22 protein-coding genes are annotated in these 24450 nt (G+C 61.3%); 16 read left to right on the top strand and 6 right to left on the bottom strand.

The window, feature by feature from the left end; genetic code table 11:
* Nucleotides 1-25 precede the first annotated feature (25 nt).
* The 13 genes from K8B33_RS02955 (at nt 26) to K8B33_RS02895 (ending at nt 13953) form a co-directional block, all read left to right on the top strand.
* Nucleotides 26-2077 (top strand): hypothetical protein, encoded by a 2052-nt coding sequence (locus tag K8B33_RS02955; protein ID WP_223423106.1) that lies wholly within the window; start codon nt 26-28, stop codon nt 2075-2077.
* 65 nt (nt 2078-2142) lie between these two features.
* Entirely contained in the window at nt 2143-3033 is an 891-nt protein-coding gene (tesB, locus tag K8B33_RS02950; RefSeq protein ID WP_223423104.1) for an acyl-CoA thioesterase II, read from the top strand.
* Nucleotides 3033-3623 carry a uracil-DNA glycosylase family protein gene (locus K8B33_RS02945; RefSeq protein WP_223424495.1) on the top strand — a complete coding sequence of 197 codons (591 nt, stop codon included), beginning with the start codon at nt 3033-3035 and terminating at the stop codon, nt 3621-3623. The genes tesB and K8B33_RS02945 overlap by 1 nt, the downstream gene beginning before the upstream one ends.
* Nucleotides 3624-3724: 101 nt before the next feature.
* Complete coding sequence (locus K8B33_RS02940; protein ID WP_223423101.1) at nt 3725-5164, top strand: glyceraldehyde-3-phosphate dehydrogenase; 1440 nt, start codon at nt 3725-3727, stop codon at nt 5162-5164.
* Nucleotides 5165-5437: 273 nt separating this feature from the next.
* A complete protein-coding gene (locus tag K8B33_RS02935) occupies nt 5438-6784 on the top strand; it encodes a Na(+)-translocating NADH-quinone reductase subunit A (RefSeq protein WP_223423099.1) in 1347 nt (448 codons plus the stop codon).
* A 2-nt stretch (nt 6785-6786) separates the two neighbouring features.
* Nucleotides 6787-8037: an NADH:ubiquinone reductase (Na(+)-transporting) subunit B gene (locus K8B33_RS02930; RefSeq protein WP_223423097.1), complete on the top strand. Its 1251-nt coding sequence runs from the start codon at nt 6787-6789 to the stop codon at nt 8035-8037.
* On the top strand, nt 8037-8819 hold the full coding sequence (locus K8B33_RS02925) for a Na(+)-translocating NADH-quinone reductase subunit C (RefSeq protein WP_223423094.1): 783 nt from the start codon (nt 8037-8039) through the stop codon (nt 8817-8819). Before K8B33_RS02930 ends, K8B33_RS02925 begins: the two co-directional genes overlap by 1 nt.
* A 10-nt stretch (nt 8820-8829) precedes the next feature.
* Complete coding sequence (locus tag K8B33_RS02920) at nt 8830-9498, top strand: NADH:ubiquinone reductase (Na(+)-transporting) subunit D (RefSeq protein WP_223423091.1); 669 nt, start codon at nt 8830-8832, stop codon at nt 9496-9498.
* Between the two features lie 11 nt (nt 9499-9509).
* Nucleotides 9510-10130 (top strand): NADH:ubiquinone reductase (Na(+)-transporting) subunit E, encoded by a 621-nt coding sequence (nqrE, locus tag K8B33_RS02915; RefSeq protein ID WP_223423089.1) that lies wholly within the window; start codon nt 9510-9512, stop codon nt 10128-10130.
* Nucleotides 10131-10153: 23 nt separating this feature from the next.
* Entirely contained in the window at nt 10154-11383 is a 1230-nt protein-coding gene (gene nqrF, locus K8B33_RS02910) for an NADH:ubiquinone reductase (Na(+)-transporting) subunit F (RefSeq protein ID WP_396020957.1), read from the top strand.
* Between the two features lie 12 nt (nt 11384-11395).
* Nucleotides 11396-12460: an FAD:protein FMN transferase gene (locus K8B33_RS02905; RefSeq protein ID WP_223423084.1), complete on the top strand. Its 1065-nt coding sequence runs from the start codon at nt 11396-11398 to the stop codon at nt 12458-12460.
* 57 nt (nt 12461-12517) lie between these two features.
* On the top strand, nt 12518-12778 hold the full coding sequence (gene nqrM, locus K8B33_RS02900; protein ID WP_223423082.1) for a (Na+)-NQR maturation NqrM: 261 nt from the start codon (nt 12518-12520) through the stop codon (nt 12776-12778).
* An 8-nt stretch (nt 12779-12786) separates the two neighbouring features.
* Nucleotides 12787-13953 carry a patatin-like phospholipase family protein gene (locus tag K8B33_RS02895; protein WP_317846185.1) on the top strand — a complete coding sequence of 389 codons (1167 nt, stop codon included), beginning with the start codon at nt 12787-12789 and terminating at the stop codon, nt 13951-13953.
* Between the two features lie 48 nt (nt 13954-14001).
* Here K8B33_RS02895 and K8B33_RS02890 read toward each other — a convergent pair whose 3' ends face one another.
* The 5 genes from K8B33_RS02890 to K8B33_RS02870 form a co-directional block, all read right to left on the bottom strand.
* Nucleotides 14002-14772, bottom strand: coding sequence for a glycerophosphodiester phosphodiesterase (locus K8B33_RS02890; RefSeq protein ID WP_223423080.1), 771 nt, complete (start codon nt 14770-14772; stop codon nt 14002-14004).
* Nucleotides 14773-15096: 324 nt separating this feature from the next.
* The gene (locus tag K8B33_RS02885; protein ID WP_223423078.1) at nt 15097-16029 is read right to left on the bottom strand and encodes a LysR family transcriptional regulator; all 933 of its coding nucleotides are present in this window, start codon (nt 16027-16029) and stop codon (nt 15097-15099) included.
* A gap of 322 nt (nt 16030-16351) precedes the next feature.
* Nucleotides 16352-17266: a carbon-nitrogen hydrolase gene (locus tag K8B33_RS02880; RefSeq protein WP_223423076.1), complete on the bottom strand. Its 915-nt coding sequence runs from the start codon at nt 17264-17266 to the stop codon at nt 16352-16354.
* Nucleotides 17266-18297, bottom strand: coding sequence for an agmatine deiminase family protein (locus K8B33_RS02875; protein ID WP_223423074.1), 1032 nt, complete (start codon nt 18295-18297; stop codon nt 17266-17268). Before K8B33_RS02875 ends, K8B33_RS02880 begins: the two co-directional genes overlap by 1 nt.
* Before the next feature lie 149 nt (nt 18298-18446).
* Nucleotides 18447-19070: a hypothetical protein gene (locus K8B33_RS02870; RefSeq protein ID WP_223423072.1), complete on the bottom strand. Its 624-nt coding sequence runs from the start codon at nt 19068-19070 to the stop codon at nt 18447-18449.
* 318 nt (nt 19071-19388) lie between these two features.
* On the opposite strand from K8B33_RS02870, the gene K8B33_RS02865 reads away from it, so the two are divergent.
* Together K8B33_RS02865 and K8B33_RS02860 are read left to right on the top strand one after the other, a co-directional pair.
* Nucleotides 19389-20624: a lipoprotein-releasing ABC transporter permease subunit gene (locus tag K8B33_RS02865; RefSeq protein WP_223424490.1), complete on the top strand. Its 1236-nt coding sequence runs from the start codon at nt 19389-19391 to the stop codon at nt 20622-20624.
* The gene (locus K8B33_RS02860) at nt 20617-21315 is read left to right on the top strand and encodes an ABC transporter ATP-binding protein (RefSeq protein WP_223423070.1); all 699 of its coding nucleotides are present in this window, start codon (nt 20617-20619) and stop codon (nt 21313-21315) included. Before K8B33_RS02865 ends, K8B33_RS02860 begins: the two co-directional genes overlap by 8 nt.
* 26 nt (nt 21316-21341) lie before the next feature.
* Here K8B33_RS02860 and K8B33_RS02855 read toward each other — a convergent pair whose 3' ends face one another.
* Complete coding sequence (locus K8B33_RS02855) at nt 21342-21863, bottom strand: DUF2062 domain-containing protein (RefSeq protein WP_223423068.1); 522 nt, start codon at nt 21861-21863, stop codon at nt 21342-21344.
* 126 nt (nt 21864-21989) lie between these two features.
* On the opposite strand from K8B33_RS02855, the gene K8B33_RS02850 reads away from it, so the two are divergent.
* Nucleotides 21990-24404, top strand: a complete 2415-nt coding sequence (locus K8B33_RS02850) for a DNA internalization-related competence protein ComEC/Rec2 (RefSeq protein ID WP_317846184.1) — start codon at nt 21990-21992, stop codon at nt 24402-24404.
* Nucleotides 24405-24450: the final 46 nt, after the last annotated feature.

The following is a 24450-nucleotide window of genomic DNA, read 5'->3' as shown; positions in this document are numbered from 1 at the left end:
TGTGTGAAAAGCCAGGGTGAATGGTGTGACGGATTCCGATGACGCAGACGTGACGCGCGACGCAGCAGAGCAGGCAGCGCAGAAGCTGGATGCACTGCTGGTCAGGCTGGATGAGGCACTGGCGGTGATGGCCCGTGCACCGGCGTTTGCCAAGCCGGGCAAGGTGCCTCGCGTGCTGGACACTGCCCGGCGGGTGATGCTTCAGGATGGCGGCTGCGCTGCCGTGGCCGCGCGTGCCGAGGCCATAGAGCAGGCCGGTGTGTTTGCCGGATCTGATTGGGCAACGCCGCAAATCCTGATCCCGTCGCTGAGTCGTATCGCCTTGCGCAGTGCCGAGGCGGATCTGGTGGTCATTGAAGCGCTCAGCGAGCTGCGCCTGCTTGCCGTATCACAGGCCTGGTTTCTGCATCCGCTGATGTCCTCCGAACAGGCGCACCACTATCTGACGCAGGTTCTGGCGCTGAATCTGGAGATGCTGTTCTCTCCGCCGGGCGAGGCTGAACGTGCCCAGCAGGGGCGCTTGGCCCAGGTGCCGCGCAATCTGTTTCGCTATCTGGCCGAGACCATTGGCTATGAGCATGTGATTGATCAACTGATTGACGAGATCTGGCGCATTCAGCAGCAGCGGCCGATTCAGGTCGATATGGTCAAGCACATGATCACGCAGATTGCGGTCTGTCGGGGCAGCGGCGATATCAATTGGGGCGGCAGCGGCCAGGGGGCGGATCGTCTGGTCAGCAGCCTGTACGGCCCGACCCAGGCGACACGGGAAGATCCAGGGCTGGAGGAGTACCAGCGCCGACTGGACAGCATGGATGTCACGGCGTTGCAGTATGAAGCCTCAGGCTTCGCGCGCGCGATGCACGATACCGGTCTGGTATCGCCTTACCACGCGATGATGCTGCGTCACTTGCCCGAACAGAGCGACCATTTGCTGGCTGAGTGTCTGGGTTTGTCGGCCACCGGTCGCGACTGTCTGTTGTGCTATCGGGAGCTGGTGCATGCCCTGATCGATGCGGCGGTTCACCCGGATACTGCGCAGGCAGTATATGGCCTGGCGTTGATGCTGGAACGCGGCATTCTGTACCAGGCGCCGGTCGCGCCAGCGCTGTGGCGCCAGCTGCGACTGCCCTTGTCTGCGGCGGCCGAGCAGCGGCTGGTGCGGACCTTTGGTGATGCCGTGCCGCCGGCCTCCCGCTTGCTGGAGGGCGTGTTGTGCATGATGGGCTTGCCGCTGGGGGTGGGGCAGGGCAACAACCCGACCTGCCAGTCTGCCCGGGCCTTGTCCATGTGGGCCTGCAATGATCCCGACTATCTGCTGCAAATGGTGGCCTGGGCGGCGCGGGATGACGAGATCATCATGCACTTCGAAGGGCAGTCGATCTCTTCCCGGGAAAGTGCGGGGGGCGTGGCGACGGAAGTGCCCGTGGACCTGGACCCCGTATCGCTATTGGTGGTGCCGCACCTGGACCGCATTTATGCAGAAATGGGGCGCCGTTGCCTGGGCCGGGAGGGCGATCCGCATCGCTGGGTCAATCCGGAGTTCCATGGCTGGTGGTCAGGCAGGGGTTTTCGTATCAATGTTGACGTTGCTACCGGTCTGCTGCACGAGCTGGAAGACTTTCTGCGGCATTTCTATGCCGCGTATCACCCTTATTACAACGGTAACCAGCCGTTGATTCATCCCCAGCCGGCCGGTATTGCCGTGACCGACAGCGCGGCGCGCTTTATCGGTTGGCATGCTATTACGTTGTTGCGCGTCACGCTGGATCCGTCGGGCAATATGCGTGCGTATTTCTACAACCCCAACAATGACAGCGGGCAGGACTGGGGTGATGGTGTGGTGGTCAAGACGGCCGGGAATGGCGAGCACTTTGGTGAGGCATCATTGCCCTTCGAGCAATTTGCTTCTCGCTTGTACATCTTTCACTACGATCCGTTGGAGTATGGTGAACCTGCCCAGGTTTCCCAGGAGGAACTGGATCGGGTGATCGGCTACGTACATCGCAGCTGGGGGGCGACGAGACTGCCCGCCGGGGCGTTGCAGGCGGAGGACGGTGTGCCGACACCGCAATGACGACGTCAGGAAAGATGGTATGATGCGCGGCTTGTTGATTGCGCGCGAATGCCGGGAAACGTGTCATGAAAGAACGTGCTACGAAAGAAACAGTCAGCGATCTGCTGGAAGTCATCCGGCTGGAACAGCTCGAAGAGAATCTGTTCCGCGGGCAGAGCCGCAATACCGGCCAGCGCAGCATCTTTGGCGGACTGGTAGCGGGCCAGGCGCTGATGGCGGCGGCACGCACTGTGCCAGAAGACCGGCCAGTCCACTCCCTGCATTCCTATTTCCTGCGTCCGGGTGATTTCAACATTCCGATCATCTATGACGTGGACAGGATTCGGGATGGCAAGAGCTTTACCACCCGCCGCGTTACCGCGATTCAGCACGGCCGGGCGATCTTCAGCCTCGAAGCGTCGTTTCAGCTGGAAGAGGGCGGTGTCGAGCATCAGGCAGACATGCCGGATGTGCCGGCCCCGGAGACACTGGAAACCGATCGTGTGTTGCGGGAGCGCATTGCGCACCGGATACCGGAGAACTTCCGTGAGGCGTTTCTGGCCGAGCGACCGGTGGAATTTCGACCGGTCAAGCCGGAAAACTCCTTCGAGGCCGAGCCCCAGGACCCGTCGCGCATGGTCTGGTTCCGCATTGCGGATACGCTGGACGTGGATGTGGCGACTCACCGGGCGCTGCTGGCTTTTTGCTCTGACTTCGGTCTGCTGGGGACCTCGATGCTGCCCCACGGCATGAACTTCTTCCAGCCCCATGTGCAGTCTGCCAGTATCGATCACGCGATGTGGTTTCATCGGCCTTTCCGGGTTGATGAATGGCTGCTCTACAGCACCTTCAGCCCCTCGGCCTCCGGGGCCCGTGGCATGAATCTGGGCTACATCTACCGTGCAGATGGCGTGCTGGCGGCCACGGTGGCGCAGGAAGGGTTGATGCGCCTGCGGCCTCAGGAGCCGCGCGCCTGATCCCTGTGCTGGACGAACTGCTGCACGAGGTGCGCAGTTGCCGGGTATGCGAGGCGGCGCTGCCACTCGGGCCCCGGCCCGTCGTCCGGGCCAGCGCCACAGCGCGCGTGTTGATCATCGGGCAAGCGCCCGGAACGCGGGTGCACGCCACAGGTATCCCCTGGAATGACCCGTCCGGTGAGCGGCTGCGCCATTGGCTGGCCATCCCCCCTGACGTCTTCTACGACGTTGGTCGTATCGCCATCATGCCCATGGGGTTCTGCTATCCGGGGCGAGGGCGGGGTGGCGACATGCCACCACGGCCCGAGTGTGCCCCCCTGTGGCATCCGCCGTTGCTGGCCGCGATGCCGGGGGTGGAGCTGGTGCTGCTGGTGGGGCAGTATGCCCAGAAGCGCTATTTGCCCGGTTGCCAAGCGTCGCTGACTGAGAACGTCAGGCCCTTCCTGGACCCGGCGATAGCCAGAGAGCAGCGCTGGTTTCCATTGCCGCATCCGAGCCCGCGGAATACGCGTTGGCTGCGGCAGCGCCCCTGGTTCGAGGCGCAGGTGGTGCCCGTGTTGCGGCAGCGATTGCGGAGTGTGTTGGGATAGGGGTGTGCCGGGGCAATAGCCTTGCTTTCCCGGTGGATAAGCGGGCGCCAAAGCGCTAGAATGCGCGCCCCGAAACACCTGTCACCAGAGGGCCAGATCTCGTGAATAAACTGGAAGACCACTTCGGACGCTGGAAGAACCGGGAAGAAATCGCTGAAGCCATGATCCCGATGGTCGGCAAGCTGTATCGTGAGCGCAACGTCACGACTACGGTGTACAGCCGTTCACTCGTTAACCGCTCCGTTATTCAGATTCTCAAGGCCCATCGCTTCGTGAAGCAGATCGAGGACGCTGAGCTGTCTGTCGTGGACACCTTCCCGATCCTGCAGGAAGTGAACAAGCTGGATCTGGGCCCCTGCCGCATTGATGTGGGCAAACTGGCCGTCAACTGGAAACAGGATAATCAGGGGCAGTCCATTGAGGAATATGTCCGCAACCAGTTGTCTGATGCCACGGAGAACAAGCTCGATCGTCCGGAGCACAAGGATGTCGTGCTGTATGGCTTCGGTCGTATCGGTCGTATTCTGGCCCGTTTGCTGATCGAGAAAGTCGGCAGTGGCGATGGCCTGCGCCTGAAAGCGATTGTGGTGCGCGAATCCGGCAAGGGCGACCTGCAGAAGCGCGCCAGCCTGCTGCGTCGTGACTCGGTGCACGGGCCTTTCTCCGGCACCATTGCGGTGGATGAAGAAGAGAATGCCATCATCGCCAACGGCAACTTCATCAAGATCATCTATGCCAACGACCCCAAGACCATCGATTATTCGGCCTACGGCATTCGCAATGCGGTCCTGATCGACAACACCGGTATGTGGCGTGACCGTGAGGGTCTGAGCCAGCACCTGGGCTGCAAGGGCATCAGCCGCGTGATTCTGACTGCACCTGGCAAGGGTGACCTCAAGAATATCGTGCATGGCGTCAACAACGCTCTGATCGACGACAGCGACAGCATCATTTCTGCGGCCAGCTGCACGACCAACGCCATTGTGCCGCCGCTGAAAGCGCTCAACGACAAGTTCGGCATCGTTGTCGGGCACGTGGAAACCGTGCACTCCTACACCAATGACCAGAACCTGCTGGATAACTTCCACAAAGGGCCGCGCCGTGGCCGTGCTGCGCCGCTGAACATGGTCATCACCGAAACCGGCGCTGCCACAGCGGCAGCCAAGGCGCTGCCGGAACTGGCGGGCAAGTTGTCCGGCAACTCCATCCGGGTGCCGACACCGAACGTATCGCTGGCAATTCTCAATCTCACCCTTGAGAAAGAGACCAGTCTGGAAGAGCTGAACGAGTATCTGCGCTGGGTCTCCCTGCATTCACCGCTGCAGCGCCAGATCGACTTCATCAGCTCGCCGGATGCGGTATCCACCGACTTCGTGGGTGCCCGGCATGCCTCAGTGATCGATGCCGAGGCGACCATCGTCAACGGCAAGCATTGCGTACTGTACGTCTGGTACGACAATGAGTTTGGCTATAGCTGCCAGGTGGTACGTATCCTGCAGCAGATCTCCGGTGTGGAATATCCGGCGTACCCGAAAGACTGATCGGTGACAAAGGCCTGCGCTATGCAGGCCTTTCGTTATCGGTGGGTGCGATTTGCAGGTATTGGCGGCCGGCGCGAGTAGCAAATGGTCGACTGGCATTGGCGCGACGCTGTCCCTATAATGGCGCGCGCCGGTGTTCTGCCGGACCAGCATCACGACGCAAGTGGCCGTTTTCAAAGGTATTTGCAGGGCTTTGTGCGCAACGGCGTGGCGTCAGACTGAATGCCAGCCGGGCAATACCAATCTCCAGTGTCAGAACGTGGGCGAGAGGCTATGATCAAAATCAAACGGGGGCTTGACCTGCCAATCACCGGGGCACCGCGCCAGGTGATCGAGGATGGGCCGCGCGTACGCACCGTGGCCGTGCTTGGCGGCGACTACATGGGTATGAAACCCACCATGGAAGTACGTGAAGGCGACCGGGTGCGACAGGGCCAGGTGATCTTTACGGACAAGAAAACCGAGGGCGTGAAGTATACCGCACCGGCGTCAGGCACCATCCTGGCCGTCAACCGTGGTCAGAAGCGCGTGCTGCAATCCGTGGTCATTGAGGTGGAAGGCGATGATGACGCCGTCACCTTCGCCGCTCACAACGAAGGCGCGCTGGCCAGCCTGGACCGCGCTTCGGTGCAGGAACAACTGATCGAGTCCGGTCAGTGGACGGCGCTGCGCACTCGCCCGTTCGGCAAGGTGCCTGCCCCCGGCACCGCACCCAACTCGATTTTCGTCTCGGTGATGGATACCAATCCGCTGGCAGCAAGCCCGGAGCAGGTGATTACCGAGCAGCTGCAGGCCTTTCGCAATGGCCTGACAGTGCTGTCCCGCCTGACGGACGGCCCTGTCTGGGTTTGCCGCGCACCGTCTACCGACCTGCCGTCCTTCGCTGGCGGTCAGGTGCGTGAAGAGACCTTTGCCGGGCCGCACCCTGCCGGCAACACCGGGACGCATATTCACTTCCTTGATCCGGTGGGCATGAAGAAGACGGTCTGGTCCGTGGGCTATCAGGACGTGATCGCCATCGGCAAGCTGTTCACCACCGGGCGCCTGTACATGGATCGTGTGGTAGCACTGGCCGGTCCCCAGGTTCAGAATCCCCGCTTGCTGCGCACCCGTGTTGGCGCCAACCTGGAAGATCTGACCGAGGGTCAGTTGAAAGCCGGCGAAAACCGCATCGTGTCCGGCTCGGTGTTCAATGGCCACAATGCCCGCGGTCCGCTGGCCTACCTGGGACGCCTGGCCAATCAGGTCACGGTGCTGCTGGAAGGGCGCGAGCGCGCGCTGTTCGGTTATATTTCACCGGGCATTAACCGCCATTCTGTTATGAACATCTACGTGTCCAAGCTGATGCGGGGCAAGTTGTTCAACTTCACTACGACGACCAACGGGAGTGAGCGTGCCATGGTGCCGATCGGCAACTATGAGCAGGTCATGCCGCTGGACGTACTCCCCACTCAGCTTTTGCGTTCCCTGATCGTCAGCGATACGGATACCGCTCAGGCTCTGGGTGCGCTGGAACTGGTGGAAGAAGACCTGGCCCTGTGCACCTACGTTTGCGTAGGCAAGTACGAGTACGGTCCGATTCTTCGTGACAACCTCACTCGCATTGAGCTGGAGGGCTGACCATGGGCTTACGCGCAACGATCGACAAGAATATCGCACCTCACTTCCATGAGGGCGGCAAGCTGCAGAAGTATTACGTCTTTTACGAGATGTTCGATACCATGCTGTACAGCCCCTCCGATACCACGCGCTCCACCTCCCACGTGCGTGACGGTATCGACCTCAAGCGCGTGATGATGACGGTGTTCTTCGCCACGTTTCCGGCGATTCTGTTCGGTATCTACAACACCGGCTATCAGGCCAACCTGCAGATCTCCGAGTTCGGATTCAGCGCCATTGAAGGCTGGCGTACTGCGCTGGTTGCCGGGCTGACCGGTTTTGATCACACCAGTTTCTTCGCCAACTTCCTGCACGGTCTGGTGTACTACGTGCCGATTGTGATTGTGGTCTACGGCACCGGTTTCCTCTGGGAAGGCCTGTTCGCGTGGAAACGCGGGCATGAAGTGAACGAAGGCTTCTTTGTGACCGGTATTCTCTTCACCCTGATCCTGCCGCCGGCGATTCCGCTGTGGCAAGTGTTCCTCGGGGTGTCCTTCGGTATCGTGATCGGCAAGGAAGTATTCGGCGGCACCGGCAAGAACTTCCTTAACCCTGCGCTGGTCGGTCGGGCGTTCCTGTTCTTCGCGTACCCGGCGCAGATGTCCGGCGACGCTGTCTGGACGGCTGTTGACAACTTCAGTGGCGCTACGCCGCTGTCGCTGGCAGCCAGTGGTGACCTGAACTTTGCCGCAGGCCTGACACAGAACGCGGTTGCCGCAGGGCAGTCCGTGGACATTACCTGGATGCAGACCTTCCTGGGGGGCATTCAGGGCTCGATTGGTGAGACCTCGACGCTGGCCATCATGCTCGGCGCGGCGCTACTGCTGTTCACCAAGATTGCCTCCTGGCGCATCATGGCGGGCGTTGTGATCGGCATGGTGGCGCTGGCCTCGTTGCTCAACGCGGTCGGCAGTGACAGCAATGCAATGTTTGCCATGCCCTGGTACTGGCATCTGACCGTCGGCTCAGCCGCGTTTGGTCTGGTGTTCATGGCGACCGACCCGGTGTCTGCCGCGATGACCAACACGGGCAAGTGGGTATTCGGCATATTGATCGGCTTGATGATCATCATGATCCGGGTCATCAATCCCGCCTTCCCGGAAGGTGTGATGTTGGCAATCCTGTTCGGTAATCTGTGCGCTCCGCTGATTGATTACTTTGTGGTTCAGGCGAATATCAAGCGTCGCCAGCGGCGTACGGCAGAGGTGGTGTAATGGCAGCGAACAAAGAAAGTGTAGGCAGAACCCTGCTGGTTGCCTTCCTGGTGTGTCTGGTGTGCGCGGTGGTGGTTTCCACCGCCGCCGTAACACTGCGACCCACCCAGGAGGCAAACCGCATACTGGATCGCCAGATCAACATTCTGCGCGCTGCGGACCGGTACGAGCCGGGCATCAATGTGCAGGAAGAATTCGACAAGATCGAGCGTCGCTTTGTTGATATCACAACCGGTGAATACGTCGAGATGCCGGAAGACTACGATCAGCGTCGTGCTTCCCGTGATGATGACATGAGCCGTCGCCTGACCGGCGATCAGGATATCGCTTCCATTCGCCGCCAGGCGAAGGTGGCAGAGGTGTACCTGGTCCAGAACGAGGAAGGCGAGGTGACCCGCCTGATCCTGCCGATGCACGGCTACGGGCTCTGGTCCACCATGTACGGTTTCCTGTCCCTGGAAACCGATGCCAATACCATTGCCGGTGTCGTGTTCTATGAACATGGCGAGACGCCGGGGCTGGGCGGCGAGATCGAGAATGTCCGGTGGCGCGCCAACTGGGAAGGCAAACAGCTGTTTGATGACAACGGCAATGTGGCCTTCCAGATCATCAAAGGCAATGTGGACAGCAACACGCCAGACGCTGAACATAAAGTCGACGGCCTGTCCGGTGCCACATTGACAGCAAATGGCGTGACCAACGCGGTGCGCTTCTGGATGGGGGAGAACGGCTTCGGCCCCTACCTCGATCGTCTCAGATCTGACAGCGCGCAGCTGAATTAAGGAGACAGACATGGCCGATGCAAAGAAAAAGGACATCCTGTTCCAGCCGATCTTCGACAATAACCCCATTGCGTTACAGATCCTGGGTATCTGTTCTGCACTGGCGGTTACCACACAGATGTCGACGACGCTGACGATGTGTGTCGCCCTCACTGTGGTATTGGTGTTCTCGAACTTCTTCGTTAGTGTGATCCGCACCCAGATCCCGTCGAGCATCCGCATCATCGTGCAGATGACCATCATTGCCTCGCTGGTAATTGTGGTAGACCAGTTCCTGCGCGCCTACGCCTACGACATCAGTCGGCAGCTGTCGGTGTTTGTGGGCCTGATCATTACCAACTGTATCGTCATGGGCCGGGCTGAAGCTTTCGCCATGAAGAACCCGCCTGGCGTGTCCTTCATTGACGGCCTGGGCAATGCGCTGGGCTACAGTGTGGTGCTTCTGGCGGTGGGTTTTGCCCGCGAGCTGCTGGGCTCCGGCTCACTGTTCGGCGTGGAAATCATGCCGCTGATCACCGAAGGGGGCTGGTACTACAGTAATGGCCTGATGCTGCTGCCACCGAGCGCATTCTTCCTGATTGGCCTGTTCATCTGGGCGCTGCGCGCCTGGAAGCCTGAGCAGGTGGAAGAAGAGCAGTTCAAGATGGCGCCAAACTCACGCACCAGCGACGTATTCTGAGGGGATGAGACGTGTTTGAACATTATCTGAGTCTGTTTGTCCGCGCCATCTTCGTTGAGAACATGGCGTTGGCCTTCTTCCTGGGCATGTGTACTTTCCTGGCTGTCTCCAAGAAAGTGCAGACTGCGATCGGCCTGGGCATCGCGGTGGTTGTGGTGCTTGCCATCACGGTTCCCGTGAACAACCTCATCCTCAGTCATCTGCTCTCCGAGAATGCACTGGAATGGACGGGTATCGAGGCACTGAGCACCCTGGACCTGCGTTTCCTCGGGTTGCTGAGTTACATCGGTGTGATTGCAGCACTGGTGCAGATCCTCGAAATGACCCTGGATAAATATGTCCCGTCGCTCTACAACGCGCTGGGTATCTTTCTCCCTCTGATCACAGTGAACTGTGCGATCCTCGGTGCCAGCCTGTTCATGGTCGAGCGTGACTACACTTTCAACGAAAGTGTGGTGTTCGGTCTGGGCGCAGGTATTGGCTGGGCACTTGCCATCACGCTGCTGGCGGCCATTCGTGAGAAGCTGAAATACAGTGACGTGCCCGACGGCCTCAAGGGCCTGGGTATCACCTTCATTGTGGTAGGCCTGATGTCACTGGGCTTCATGTCATTCTCCGGCGTACAGCTGTAACCGCGGAGTAGAGGAGAGCGATGATGAATATCGAAATCGTGTTCGGGGTGGTGATGTTCACCACCATCGTACTGCTGCTGGTTGCGGTGATTCTGGCGGCCCGTTCCAGGCTGGTCAGCAGCGGCAACGTGCACATCAATATCAATGAAGACGAGTCGGTCAGCATTGATGCACCTGCCGGCGGCAAGTTGCTGAACACACTGGCAGACCAGGGCATCTTTCTGTCTTCCGCCTGTGGCGGCGGCGGCACCTGCGCGCAGTGCAAGTGCAAGGTGGTCGACGGCGGCGGGGATATCCTGCCCACAGAAGAAGGCTACTTCACCAAGGCGCAGATTCGCGAGGGCTACCGCCTGTCTTGCCAGGTGACTGTCAAGCAGGACATGAAGATCGAAGTCCCGGAAGAATTCTTCGGCGTGAAGAAATGGGAATGCGAAGTCATTTCCAACGACAACGTGGCGACCTTCATCAAGGAGCTCGTGCTGAAGCTGCCGGAAGGCGAGGAAGTCGATTTTCGCGCGGGTGGTTATGTGCAGCTGGAATGCCCGCCTTACGATATCAAGTTCTCCGAGTTTGATATCGGCGAGGAGTACCGGGGCGATTGGGAACGCTTCAAGTTCTTTGATCTGCGTGCGGTGAACAAGGAAGACGTGATTCGCGCCTACTCCATGGCGAACTATCCCGATGAGCGTGGCCTGCTGAAGTTCAATATCCGTATTGCGACACCCCCTCCGGGTGCCAAGGATATTCCGCCGGGCATCATGTCCAGCTATGTCTTCAACCTGAAGCCGGGTGACAAGCTGACCGTGTTCGGGCCCTTCGGCGAATTCTTTGCCAAGGACACCGATGCCGAGATGATCTTTGTTGGTGGTGGTGCGGGTATGGCGCCCATGCGCTCGCACATCTTCGACCAGCTCAAGCGCCTCAATTCCAAACGCAAGATCAGCTTCTGGTATGGCGCACGCTCCATGCGCGAAGCCTTTTATGTCGAAGAGTATGACAAGCTGGCTGAGGAGAATGATAACTTCGAGTGGCACCTGGCGCTGTCTGATCCGCAGCCCGAAGACAACTGGACGGGGCTGACCGGCTTTATCCATCTGGTGCTGTTCGAGGAGTACCTGAAGAATCACCCTGCGCCGGAAGACTGCGAGTTCTACATGTGCGGTCCGCCGATGATGAACGCGGCGGTGATCAAGCTGCTGGAAGACCTGGGCGTCGAGAAAGAGAATATCCTGCTCGATGACTTTGGCGGCTGACGGATGGCGTACGTGCTGTCATCAGTGAGCACCATCAGGAGGCAGGGCCCGCGGGCCCTGCCTTTCTTCGTTATCCCGGGCCTTGTGGCACTGGTCTGCCTGCTCCTGGTCACCGGGTGCAGCAAGCCGATCCACAAGTTGGGTGGCGCGACCATGGGCACCACCTGGCAGGTGCAGATCGCCGGCGTCCCCTCCGGGACATCGGTGGCGCAGCTGCAGGAAGATATCGAAGCCTTGCTGGATCTGGTCAATCGGCAAATGAGCACCTATATCGAGGACTCGGATCTGTCCCGTTACAACCAGGCAGAGGCGGGGACCTGGCAGCGTATTCCGCCGGACTTCGCCACCGTGTTGTCGACCTCCCTGCGCCTTGCTGAAATCAGCGAGGGTGCGTTTGACCCGACGGTGGGGCCGCTGGTCAATCTCTGGGGCTTCGGGCCTGAGGGGCGCCGACAGCAGGCGCCTGATGCGGAGGCCATTGCTGAAGCGCGCCGTCGTTCGGGCTGGCAGCGCCTGGAAACCCGCGATACGGGGCGCGAGATACTGCAACCGGGTGCCCTGTACCTCGACTTTTCCGCCATCGCCAAAGGTTACGCCGTGGATCGTCTTGGTGAGTACCTGGATGCCCGGGGTGTCGCCGCCTGGTTGGTGGATATCGGCGGTGATCTGCGCGCCCGGGGCGTCAAGCCTGACGGTAGCCCGTGGCGGATCGCCGTAGAGCGCCCGAGCACGGGCCCACAGCAGATACACAGCGTCGTGAAACCGGGTGATATGGCGATCGCCACATCAGGTGACTATCGCAACTATTTCCGTGATGGCGGGCGGCAGTTCTCGCACACCATCGACCCGCGCACCGGGGAGCCTGTGGCGCATCAATTGGCGTCGGTTACCGTAATCCATGATAATTGCATGGAGGCTGATGGCTATGCCACGCTGTTGACGGTGTTGGGCCCGGAGGAGGGTCTGGCATTTGCGACAGAGAATGACCTGGCCGCGCTCTTCATCACCCGCGCAGCATCAGGTGATGGGTTTAGTGAGCAGATGACAGATGCGTTCCGGCAGTATCTGGCGCAATAACCCGCTGCGTAACGTGCGGATTCGGATGAAACTGGCTGAACGCCAAAGGAGCAACCCATGTTGACAACGTTTCTGGCAGCGATTGTCGTGGTCGGGATTCTGTTTGCCGGTATGGCAATCGGCGTCATCGTCTCGAACAAGCCGGTCAAGGGTTCCTGTGGCGGCCTGAGTGCAGTCGGGTTGCAAGGCTCCTGTGATATCTGCGGTCGTGATCCGGTGGACTGTGATAATCCCGATGTGCGCGATGAAGTGACCCGCGCACGCGCGGCGAATCTGTCAACGAATGCGCTGGGTGACGTTGACACCGGCAGGGAGTAACGCACCGATTGGCTTTTGACATGTTGCGTGCCCGGCCGCCGCTGCCCGAGCGGGCCGGCCTCATCCTCTCCGGCGGTGGCGCCAGGGCGGCCTATCAGGTCGGTGTGCTCACCGCGATTGCGGATCTGCTTCCACGCGGTACCCGAAACCCCTTTCCTGTAATCTGCGGCACCTCCGCAGGAGCGATCAATGCGGCCAGCCTTGCCGCCAATGCCGGCAATTACCGCCTCGCGGTGCGGGGTCTGGAGCGGGTCTGGTCCAATCTGACCGCAGAGCAGGTGTATCGCACCGATCTGCTGGCGTTCGTCAAATCACTGCTGCGCTGGGCCTTGCCGACCTACATGACCGGCAATACACCGGTTAACAGCGCCTTGCTGGACAGCCGTCCGCTGCGACGCTTGCTGTCGCTGGTGATCAACTTCCAGCATATCGAGCGCTCTCTTCAGCGCGGTGATCTGCACGCACTCTCGATCACCGCGTCTTCCTATGCCACCGGGGAGTCTGTCGCCTTCTTTCAGGCGCTGCCGGAGGTGCAGGAGTGGTCCCGCGCTCGCCGGCTCGGGCGGCGCGCGCACATTGGCATGCCGCATTTGCTGGCCTCATCAGCCATCCCGTTGCTATTCCCGGCCCAGGCCGTGGAGGGCACCTATTACGGCGATGGCGCTGTGCGGCAGCTGGCGCCCATCAGCCCGGCGCTGCATCTGGGGGCCAGTAAGGTGCTCGTGGTGGGGGTTTCCGGGAATATCAGCGCCCACCCGCAGCGGCCGCTGCACAATTATCCGTCCATGGCGCAGGTGCTCGGGCATGTGCTCAACAGCGTCTTCGTCGATACGCTGGAGGGCGATGTAGAGCGTCTGGAGCGCATTAACGGCACGCTGCACGCCATCCCCCAGGGGGTGCGGGACAAGCAGGGCATTGGCCTGCGTGAAGTGGACGTGCTGAAGATCTACCCCTCACAACCGATAGACGAGATCGCTGCAGAGCACATCGGCGAGCTGCCACGCAGCCTGCGCTTCTTCCTGCGGGGGTCTGGCGGCACCAGTGCCGCAGGCGCGGCGGCGGTCAGCTACCTGCTGTTCGAGCCGGGCTTCTGTCGCCGGTTGATGTCACTGGGATACCAGGATGCCATGCGCCGCGAGCAGGAGATCAGGGCCTTCCTGACTCTCTCAACGTAATCTCAAGGTAATCCCAACGTAATCCCGGGCGCACCGCCTGACTCACTGTCACTGGGGCCTGATTTGGCGCCGCCGTGCGAGTGCCTCGAAATGGGCGATAAAGCTGGTGGGGTAGTCGGTAATGATGCTGTCCACCCCCAGCGCCGCCAGGCGTTCGGCTTCTCGCAGGTCGTTCACCGTCCAGACCGAAACCCTCAACCCGCGTTTGCGAGCCCGGGCCATCAGATCCTGTGTGGCCAGGCTGTAGTGGGCGATCAGCCAGCGACAGCCAAGCGAGGCGGTGCGCCGGGTTGGCTGAAGATAACGGTGCTCACAGACGTAGCCTCGCATTACGTTGGGCGCCTGCATGCCCATCATGCGCAGGAACCCGGTGTGACTGGATGTCACCACGACCCGATCGTGCATGCGTCTGTCGACAATCAGCACCCTCAGGTTATGGGCCAGCCGGGTCAGGTAGCGGCGGTCGGATTCCCCTTTTACTTCAAACTGGAACCCGGTATCCGGGGGGCAGGCGTCAATGACTTCGGCCAGGGTAGGGATGCCGATGGCACTGTGCCAGCCTGGGGTGTTACGACGGGCATCCAGCAGACCCAGCTCTGCCTGGGTGAAGCCGCGGACCAGGCCCGTGGACCAGGTGGTGCGGTCCACCCGGTGGTCGTGGACCACAATCAACTCGCCATCGGCGGACATGCGCACATCCAGCTCGATGGCCTTGACGCCGGCGGCAACAGCAACCTGAAAGCTGGCCAGCGTATTCTCGGGCGCCTCTCCCCGTGCGCCCCGGTGGCCAACGATGGCCGGATAGGTGTAGTCGGACATAAGGCCCTGCATGCCAAGGTGATGTCATTCGTCGGTACTTTAGGGGCAGAGAGGCTGGGGCGCAACGCTGGAGAGGCTGATCATGGCAGCAAAAAAAAGCCCGCCGGGGGGCGGGTCTGATGCAATATCTCATCAAATATCAGGAACAGTGCCTTCAATTCTTGGAGGGCTGTAACACTGGCGTCAGATTAGCCAATGCAGGGTGCGTTGAAAATATAAGTAAAAGAAAAGCTGCTTTTCTCATACAAAAAGTCGAGGCAATAAAAAACCATGATGGCAAAGTGCCATCATGGTTTTCAGTTGGCGGCAGAAGTGTATGAAATATCAGTCGTCATCCGGTGCATTCGGCGCCACAGAGCTTGCCGCGATGCGATCGGTATAGCGCTCCAGAAACTCGACAAACTCCTTTGTCTTGGCGGGAAGATGTTTCCGGCTGGCGTACACAATATAGAAATCCAGATTCGGAACAGTGTAACCCTCGAGTAACGTTACCAAAGTACCCGCTTTGAGTTCGTCCTGGATATCCCATTCGCTTTTCAGCGCGATGCCGAGCCCGTCCAGCAGCCAGTCCCGCAGTGTTTCACTGCTGTCGGTAATCAGATTGCCTGAGACACGGATCATTTCCCTGTGGCTGGGACCATTGATGGGCCACAGGTCGCGATACGATCCGTAGCAATCCAGCACCAGACAACGGTGACGTTTCAGATCGTCCGGGCTGCGTAACGGTGGTGCTTTTGCCAGGTACTTTGGTGAGGCACAGATGTAGCAGCGATTGCGTAACAGCCGTTTGGCGATCAGTGTGGAATCTGCCGGCTGGCCCACCGTAATAGCAATGTCATAACCGTCGCGAATGAAGTCGATATGCTTGTCTGCAAGGTGCAACTGCACCGCCAGCTCCGGATTTTCCACGGTGAACTGGGCCACCAGCGGGGCGATGCGGCTGCGGCCGAGGCCCGATGTGGAGATCAGGCGTAGCACGCCCTTGGCATTGTCACCGGACTTCGCCGCCAGCGAGAGGCTGTCGTCCAGATCATCAAGGATGACCACCAGGCGATGGTAGAGCTCCTTGCCTTCTTCGGTGAGACTCATGGCCCGCGAACTGCGGTTGAGTACACGAATTCCCAGCTCCTGTTCCAGCCGGGTCATACGCTTGCTGATGGATGCGGTGGAGAGGCCCAGACGGCGCCCGGCCTCGGTGATGGTTCCTGCCCGGACAACCAGTACAAATGTCGTGAGGTCAGCTATAGATAAGTTCATCGCAACCATGCCCTTTTTTGAAAAGCAGCTTTTACCCAGTTTCTGTTTCCGCTGCAGTAGCGAGTGATTAGGCTTACGCCAGAATCATGCTACGGGGTGCGCATGCAGTGCGCATGGCGCATGAGCATGAAAGAGGGGAGGGATCGATGAGCCTTGCCGGGTCTCATATTACTTGATCTTTCGAACAAGTTTCCGGAATAGTAACGCCGGATAATAAGGAAAAGCAAAAAATATCCGAAAATAGATGTGGCATGATGACATCACGAAAAGAAAAGGCCGGGATCCATGATGTGGATCCACGGCCCGGAATAATGTGCCCGCTTCAGTCCCTGTATCGGCACGTGATGTCGCCGTAGGCGTCGATGCGCCGGTCGCGCAGATAAGGCCACATGCGTCGCACGGCTTCGCTGCGCTGCATGTCGATGTCGGCCATCAATACCTGTTCGGTTGAGGCGTCTGCCCGGGCGAGAAACTCTCCTTGCGGGCCAGCAATGAAGCTGTTGCCCCAGAACTGGATGCCGTCATCGGGATGCGTAGTATTGTCTGAGGTATGTGGCGCGGCCTCGAACCCGGTGCGATTGGCAACCAGAGCCGGTATGCCATTGGCGATGGCGTGGGCCCGCTGAACCGTGATCCAGGCATCCAGCTGCCGGGACTTTTCGTCGTCCGGGTCGGCGGGTGCCCAGCCGATGGCGGTGGGGTAGAGCAACAGCTCTGCGCCAGCCAGCGCCATCAGGCGTGCCGCTTCCGGGTACCACTGATCCCAGCATACCAGGAGCCCCAGTCGTCCGACGGAGGTGTCGATGGGGGTAAAGCCGCTGGCGCCGTTGTTGAAGGTGGCGTCGCCGGGCGTGAAGTAGAATTTCTCGTAGAAGCCCGGGTCATCGGGGATATGCATTTTGCGATAGATGCCGGCCAGACTGCCGTCGCGCTCCAGCACCACAGCCGTGTTGTGGTACAGGCCGGTGGCGCGTTTCTCGAACAGGCTGCCCACCAGCACGATATTCAGTTCCCGGGCCAGCTTGCCGAGGCGTTCGGTGGACGGGCCGGGGATGCTTTCGGCCAGATCAAACTGCTCGGTGGCTTCGGTCTGGCAAAAGTAAAGACTGCAATGAAGCTCCTGCAGCATCACCAACTCGGCGCCGGCGGCGGCTGCCTCGCGTACCAGGCGCTCTGAGAGGGCCAGATTGGCCTGGATATCATCCGTATTGGCTTGCTGGATTACGGCGACGCGCATTATCGGGCTCCCTGGTCGATGGCGTTGAAGGTGCCGGCGGGCAGTTGCATGGTAACGCAGTGCAGGCTGCCATGCTGAATGATCAGGCTGCGGCAATCGATGCCGATGACGTCATGATCAGGCAAGGCGCCGCGCAGACGTTCCAGCGCCACCGCGTCGGTGTCGCAGGCGTAGGTCGGCACCAGCACGGCGCCGTTGATGATCAGGAAATTGGCGTAAGTGGCGGGCAGCCGCTGGCCCTCGCTGTCATGCTGCGCGGGCGCCATGGGCAGCGGCACCAGGTCAATCCGGTGCGCCCGGGCTAGAGCCTGCAGTTCGGCCTGCATTGCTTGCAGCGCAGTGAAATGGCTGTCATCCGGGTCCTCGCACTGCACGTAGGCAATGGTGTGCGGCCCGCAGAAGCGCGCCAGGGTGTCCACATGGGCGTCGGTGTCATCCCCTTCAAGGTGTCCCTGGGTCAGCCACAGAAACTCACTGATCCCCAGGCGCTGACGCAGATGCGCTTCGATGTCGTCCTGGCTCATGCCCGGGTTGCGGTTCGGGTTGAGCAGGCAATGACGCGTGGTCAGCAGGCGCCCGGCACCGTCCGTGTCGATGGAGCCGCCCTCCAGCACCAGGGCATCAGTAACCAGGGGCACGGCCCAGTCGATGCGCGAAGAGACCGCGTTGTCATCGTCGGCAGCGAACTTGCCGCCCCAGCCGTTGAAGCGGAAATCCAGCAACTGCAGTGCACCGTCCTCGGTAATCGCGATGGGGCCGAAATCCCGTGCCCAGGTATCGTTGTAGGGCAGCGGGTGCAGGTGCAGCCGATCGGTACGGGCGCCAGCGGCGTCCAGCAACTGGCGGATGTGCGCGCCGTGGGTGGCGTCGCGACACAGTACCAGCAGGTGTTCGCGCGCCAGCACCGCTTCGGCGATGCGGCAATACGTCGCCTCGGCGTCATCAAGAATGTGAGCCCAGTCGGTGTCGGCGTGCGGCCAGGCCAACAGCACACCCCATTGTGGGTGCCACTCGGGAAGCAGATGAGACATAACGACCTCGGAAGTGTCAAAACAGCGACCCGAGCGGGCCGCGAGCGTGAGGGCGTCAGGATAAATGAAGTCGAGGGTTTGCGATATTCTCTCTTGCCAGATCAGCCCCCTGCGACGGGTTCAGCCGGGCAGGGGGCGGGCGGAGAGGTTTACCACTGCATGAAGAAGCCGCCGTCACTGTCGCCCTCTTCGGGCGCTTCAGTCGTGTCAGTCGTCTCAGGCGTTGACTGCGGGGCGGGCTGATCCGGTGCGGCCGGGGCAGTATCCTCCGCAGCGGGCTGCGCGGCTTCATCCGCCGGCGCCTGGTCAACCACGATGCGCCCGGTGGCAGGATCGAACCGGAAGCGTGGCTCGTCCGCCTCGGCTGCAGCCGGTGTTTCGGGTGCGGCCGGTTCCGGAGCCGTTTGAGCGGCCTGTTCGGGGGCCGGTTCTGGCGCTGGCGTAGCGTCCGCTGTCGGCTGACCGTTGGCATCCAGTTCCACCATCTTGCCGCTGGCCGGATCGAAGTGGAACCTGGGCCGGGCATCCGGGGTCACAGCTCCGTCAGCGCGGTCGATCTCTTCGATGGGGGGGAGCTCGGTGACAACCGTGCTCCCGGATACCACCGCCGGAGCAGGTTTCGGTGCGTGATGGGAGACAGCATGCAGGGTGTAGTCACCTTCAAAGTACACGGTGAAATCACCATACACCCAACGGCTGATGGGCGGCTGCCCGACCGCAGGGCGCGTTTGTTCCGGCTTGCCGAAATTGCGCTCGACCTGGGTTTTGGTCATGCCGCGCTCGGGCATGTTCGTGGCTGCAACGCTCGCCCATGGCAGCGCGCAAACAAGGCCGACCAGTACCGTACTGATTGCAGTACTTATTCTTATCTGCATCCCGGTTCCCCCGTCGGATGTGTAAAGTCTTGTGATATTAGAAAGTTAGATGGCGTTATTCAACCATTTTGGCCAAACAGTGCGTGGACGCCGTTCACAAAGACACAATCTATTTCCCCTGCGATCTCTCTTGTCAGCAGAATGGCCCCGGTAGCGGTAATCGCCGGCGCTTATTCCACTGGCCCCAGCCCCGGGAATGATGCTTAAATGCGCGCCATGTTCAGACCCCTCTCTCTCTTTGTTGGTTTGCGTTACACCGGCGCCCGGTCGCGCAGCAGCTTTGTCTCCGTGATCACGGTCATTTCGGCCGCGGGACTGATGCTGGGCGTTGCCGTGCTGATCACCGTATTGTCGGTGATGAATGGCTTCGAGCGTGAATTGCAGACCCGTATTCTCGGTATGGTCACCCATGTGTCCGTGCATGGCCGTGAGCCGGTGCAGGACTGGCCGGCGCTGGCCGACGAGGTATCCCGCCATCCCCAGGTCATTGCTGCCGCCCCCTTTGTGGAGCTGCAGGGCATGCTCAGTCACGGTGGCGAAGTGGCCGGTCTGATGGTCAACGGGGTCGATCCCGAGCCTGAAAAGGCGGTGTCCATCGTCGGCGAGCACATGTGGGATGGCGACATGGCAAGCCTGACCCCGGGCAGTTTCAACATGGTGATCGGCTACGGTCTGGCACGGCAGCTGGGCGTTGGCGTTGGTGACAAGGTGGTACTGGTGTTGCCGGAGGCGAGCCTGTCACCGGCTGGCGTGACGCCACGGTTTCGCCGTTTCGACGTCACCGGGATATTCCGGGTGCGGGCCGAGGTGGATTCCCTGCTGGCCTATGTCCACGTCGAGGACGCGGCGCGGATGGCACGGCAGGGCGGCGCCGTAGAAGGCGTGCGCTTGCGCATTCATGACCTGTTTGCCTCCCGACAGGTGGCCTGGGATCTGCAGCAGCGGCTGGGCAGCGACTATTACATGACCGACTGGACCCGCAGCCATGGCAGCCTGTTTCAGGCGATCCGCATGGAAAAGACCATGATGACGCTGCTGCTGTCCTTCATCGTGGCGGTGGCGGCCTTCAATATCATTTCCAGCCAGGTGATGCTGGTGAATGAAAAGCGCGCCAATATCGCTGTGCTGCGCACGCTGGGCGCCACACCGGGCACCATCATGCGGATATTCATGGTCCAGGGTACGGTGATCGGCTTCGTCGGTACCGGGTTGGGGGTGCTGCTCGGTGTGCTGATGGCGACGTTTGTGCCGGATCTCGGCGCATGGATCGAAAGCACCTTCAATGCCAGCATGTTTGATGCGTATTTCGTCAATTATCTGCCATCCGAACTGCAGTGGGGTGATGTCGGCATGATCGCCACCGTTGCCATGCTGATCAGCTTCTCGGCCACTATCTATCCTTCCTGGCGTGCCAGCCAGGTCGAACCTGCGGAGGCGCTGCGTTATGAGTAATGTCGTGCTTGACGCCGCAGGGCTGGTCAAACGCTACAGCGAAGGTGTGGGTGAGCTGGAAGTTCTCAGCGGTATCAATCTGCGCCTGCACGCGGGAGACACCCTGGCGATCGTCGGTGCCTCGGGCTGTGGCAAATCGACATTGCTGAACCTGCTGGGCGGCCTGGATACCCCCTCAGCGGGTGTCGTGTCGGTGGCGGGGCAGTTGCTGACCAGCCTGTCCGAGAAAGAGCGCGGCATTCAGCGTAATCGCCATATGGGCTTCATCTATCAGTTTCATCATCTGCTGCCGGAGTTCTCCGCCCTGGAAAACGTGGCCATGCCGCTGTTGATCCGGGATGAAGCGCCGAAGGTGGCGACTGCCAGGGCTGAGGAGATGCTGGATGCGGTGGGGCTGAGCGCGCGTCTGAGCCACAGGCCTGCGACCCTCAGCGGCGGTGAGCGTCAGCGCGTGGCCATTGCCCGGGCGCTGGTCACTCGGCCCAGCATTGTGTTTGCCGATGAGCCCACAGGTAACCTGGATGAGCGCACAGCTACCCAGGTGCAGGATCTGATGCTGGAGCTGAATCGTCGTTACGGGGTGGCGCTGCTGATTGTCACCCATGATCCCGGGTTTGCGGCACGCTGTGCCATGCAGCGTGAGTTGCATGACGGTCGGCTTGCGCCGGCGGCGTCAACCCCGCTCCGGTAAGCGGCCCGCGTCTACACCACCAACGCCTACTCTTCTTTGTCCTGTGTTGACGGGACAGATTGGTTTCTGCGTTTCCAGCTGCGCACGATTGCCAGCCGCCACAAAAGCCGCACAGTGACAAATGCGATCCCGCCAAATACCAGCCCGCACACCAGCGACCCGACCCATAACGGAATAAGCTGTTCCACGAACCAGGCAATGGTCACCTGTTCCGGGATAGCGCGGGACATGCCCAGCATGCCGGCGCCAACCCGGTAGGTGAAATAGAAGATCGGCACATAAGTCAGCGGGTTGCTGACCCACACCAGCACGATGGACATCGGCAGGTTGCACTTGAAGCGCAGCGCCAGCCCGGCAGCCAGCAGCATTTGCAGCGGTATCGGCATGAAGGCCGAAAAAATGCCGATGAAGGCGGCGCCGGACAGCGAGCGTCGATTCAGATGCCACAGATTGGGGTCGGCGAACAGCTGACTTATGCCCCCGATAGCGCGTTGCTTGCGCAGGCGCTCGGCGGAGGGCAGATATTTCCGAAACCACTTTCTTGGCATGTGAATCCTGTGCGAACACTCTCAGGCGGGCGACATTATGCCCGCTGTCATCTCTGACTGACAGCCATCCCGCTCCGGGTTCGTTAAAATGCCACCTTCAATCCGGATTGCAGGGAAGCATACAGGATGTGGTATAGCACGGCAGGAGTTGTCGTTGCGTCATTGACCGGGGCGGGGCCCGGGGGAATGGCGTTGACGGTGCTGGTGACACTGGCAGGGCTTTTTTGGCTGCTATGCAGGGCGCACGCGCGACGCCTGGACCGCTGGCCGGGTGCCTTGTTGCCGCAGTCGGCGCCGCAGAGCGCTGCAAGGGTGGCATCTGTGCTCCTGGTTATCGCCGGCATGGGCTGGGGGCAGTATCACGTGAACCGGGCGCTGGCGGGCTGGTTGCCGCCCTCGCTGGCCGGCATCACCCTCGAAATGGCAGGGCGGGTGGCGGATCTCCCGGCTACCGATACGCTCGGCCCCGGCGGCGCGGCGCGCAGCCGCTTTCATCTCACTGATGCGCGTGTGACAGGGGCGCTGCCCGACGGCCAGGCCTGGCCGGGGCGCCACCGTGTGGCGTTGACGTTCAATTATCCCGACGGTGCGCATCCGGATGCGCTGACGCAGATACGTGCCGGAGATGAACTGCGATTGACGGTGCGCCTGTATCCGCCTCGAGGCTGGGTCAACGCCGGGTCCTTCGACCGGGCGCGTCTGGATCTGGCGCGGGGGATTGCGGCACGCGGCACCGTGCAGACGCTGATGGCGCAGCAGCGACAACCTCGCACTGTGGCGGCATGGCGGGAGCGTCTGAGCCAGCGATTACATCAGCGCCTGGCGCAGCAGCCCCTGGCACAACGTATTCTGCCAGCGCTGGTCACCGCTGACCGGCGCGGCCTGACGGATACCGACTGGGCACTGCTGCAGCGCACGGGGACGGCGCATCTGATGGCGATTTCCGGCCTGCACATCACCCTCGTTGCTGGCCTGGTGTGGTCTGTCGCGCGCTGGCTGCTGACGCCGTTGTTGTCGCCTCGGGGAGTGTCTGCCGCGCGTTGGGCGGTGCTGCCGGCGATGACGGTGGCGTTGGGGTATGCGGTGCTGGCCGGGTTCGGCCTGCCGGCCCGGCGCGCGTTGATCATGACGGTGGTGGGGCTGGCGGCGCTGGCCACGCGCCACGCGGTATCTTTGCCGCGCGTGTTGCTGATCGCATTGACCGCGGTGCTCTGGTACGACCCGCTGGCAGCGCTGGATAACGGCTTCTGGCTGTCCTTCGGCGCGGTGGGCCTGCTTTGTCTTTGTCGAGCAGGTAGCGGCCTGCTCGGGTTGTTGCGCGCGCAATGGGTCTTGTCACTGGGACTGGGCGCATTCAGTGCCTGGTTGTTCGGCGCCTGGGGCTGGGTCGGGCCCATCGCGAATCTGGTGCTGGTGCCGGTGTTCTCGCTCTTGCTGGTGCCATTGCTGTTGTGCGGCGCCTTGTTGCCAGGGGCAGGGTCGCCAACCGGATCGCCAGAGCCGCTGACTGTGCCGCTGACTGCGCCGCTGGGTGAGCTGCTGCTGGCGCTGAGTGGCTGGCTCTTGCAGGGCTGCTGGGTGTTCCTGAGCGGGCTGGAGCAGGTCAATGCCATGCTGCCGCCCCCGGCGGGGTTGCTGGCAGTGGCGTTGGTGCTGGTGGCCAGTCTGCTGCTGGTCATGCCGCGCTTGCCCTGGCCTCGCGCCGCAGCCCTGGTGTTGCTGTTGCCCTGGCTGTGGCCGGCGGCGGACCGCCCGGATTACGGCGATTTCGATCTGGTGGTGTTTGATGTGGGACAGGGCCAGGCCGTGGCGGTGCGCACACGACATCAGCTGATCCTGTACGACATGGGGCCGGGTTGGGGCGGGGGCGATGCAGGGCGTGCTGTCGTAACGCCCTGGTTGCGGCGGCAGCGGCTGCCCGTCACGCTGGCGTTTGTCAGCCATGGCGATCTGGATCACGCCGGCGGGCTGGCGAGTCTGATGCCCTGGTTGGGGCGCGCACCGGTGCTCAGTGGTGAACCGTTTCGCTCTCCGGGGACAGTGCCGTGCGTGAACGGCCAGCACTGGGATCGGGATGGGGTGCGCATCGAGGTCTTGTGGCCGGCGGCGCAGATCCCTCTGCGCTCACCCAATAATCGCAGCTGCGTGGTGCGTATCAGCGGGCGACACGGTGCCGCCTTGCTGACCGGAGATATATATCACGCGGTAGAGTTCGCGTTGCTGGAGCGCGAAGCGCACAGCGGGGCGCTGCGTGCGGATCTGCTGCTGGTGCCGCACCATGGCAGCGCCACCAGCTCCAGCTACGCGTTTTTGCGTGCTGTCGGGCCGCGCTGGGCGCTGGCAAGCGCGGGCTACGCAAATCGCCATGGGCATCCTGCTGCGCAGATTCGTCAGCGCTATGCTGAACTGGGGATCGCGTTCAAGGTCAGTTATGAGACGGGTATGATTGTCTTTCCCATGCGTGGCTCCCATAATCCTGCGCCATTGTTGTGGCGGGAACGCTTTCCGGTAGCGTGGCGGCCGACGTCGACCAGATGGTAACCTCATGGCCGCCGGGTTGGCCCGGATCGTCATCCGCTGACACAGA

Origin of the sequence: Alcanivorax limicola, assembly GCF_019931215.1 — a bacterium.
Classification (GTDB): Bacteria; Pseudomonadota; Gammaproteobacteria; order Pseudomonadales; family Alcanivoracaceae; genus Isoalcanivorax; species Isoalcanivorax limicola.
Note: the sequence above shows the minus strand (reverse complement) of the source record. Positions and strands in the feature narration are given on the sequence as shown.

Coding starts and splice junctions, on each gene's coding strand:
- tesB (WP_223423104.1), top strand. CDS start 2,143: ATGAAAGAACGTGCTACGAAAGAAACAGTCAGCGATCTGCTGGAAGTC.
- K8B33_RS02935 (WP_223423099.1), top strand. CDS start 5,438: ATGATCAAAATCAAACGGGGGCTTGACCTGCCAATCACCGGGGCACCG.
- K8B33_RS02930 (WP_223423097.1), top strand. CDS start 6,787: ATGGGCTTACGCGCAACGATCGACAAGAATATCGCACCTCACTTCCAT.
- K8B33_RS02925 (WP_223423094.1), top strand. CDS start 8,037: ATGGCAGCGAACAAAGAAAGTGTAGGCAGAACCCTGCTGGTTGCCTTC.
- K8B33_RS02920 (WP_223423091.1), top strand. CDS start 8,830: ATGGCCGATGCAAAGAAAAAGGACATCCTGTTCCAGCCGATCTTCGAC.
- nqrF (WP_396020957.1), top strand. CDS start 10,154: ATGAATATCGAAATCGTGTTCGGGGTGGTGATGTTCACCACCATCGTA.
- nqrM (WP_223423082.1), top strand. CDS start 12,518: ATGTTGACAACGTTTCTGGCAGCGATTGTCGTGGTCGGGATTCTGTTT.
- K8B33_RS02890 (WP_223423080.1), bottom strand. CDS start 14,772: ATGTCCGACTACACCTATCCGGCCATCGTTGGCCACCGGGGCGCACGG.
- K8B33_RS02885 (WP_223423078.1), bottom strand. CDS start 16,029: ATGAACTTATCTATAGCTGACCTCACGACATTTGTACTGGTTGTCCGG.
- K8B33_RS02880 (WP_223423076.1), bottom strand. CDS start 17,266: ATGCGCGTCGCCGTAATCCAGCAAGCCAATACGGATGATATCCAGGCC.
- K8B33_RS02875 (WP_223423074.1), bottom strand. CDS start 18,297: ATGTCTCATCTGCTTCCCGAGTGGCACCCACAATGGGGTGTGCTGTTG.
- K8B33_RS02870 (WP_223423072.1), bottom strand. CDS start 19,070: ATGACCAAAACCCAGGTCGAGCGCAATTTCGGCAAGCCGGAACAAACG.
- K8B33_RS02865 (WP_223424490.1), top strand. CDS start 19,389: ATGTTCAGACCCCTCTCTCTCTTTGTTGGTTTGCGTTACACCGGCGCC.
- K8B33_RS02860 (WP_223423070.1), top strand. CDS start 20,617: ATGAGTAATGTCGTGCTTGACGCCGCAGGGCTGGTCAAACGCTACAGC.
- K8B33_RS02855 (WP_223423068.1), bottom strand. CDS start 21,863: ATGCCAAGAAAGTGGTTTCGGAAATATCTGCCCTCCGCCGAGCGCCTG.
- K8B33_RS02850 (WP_317846184.1), top strand. CDS start 21,990: ATGTGGTATAGCACGGCAGGAGTTGTCGTTGCGTCATTGACCGGGGCG.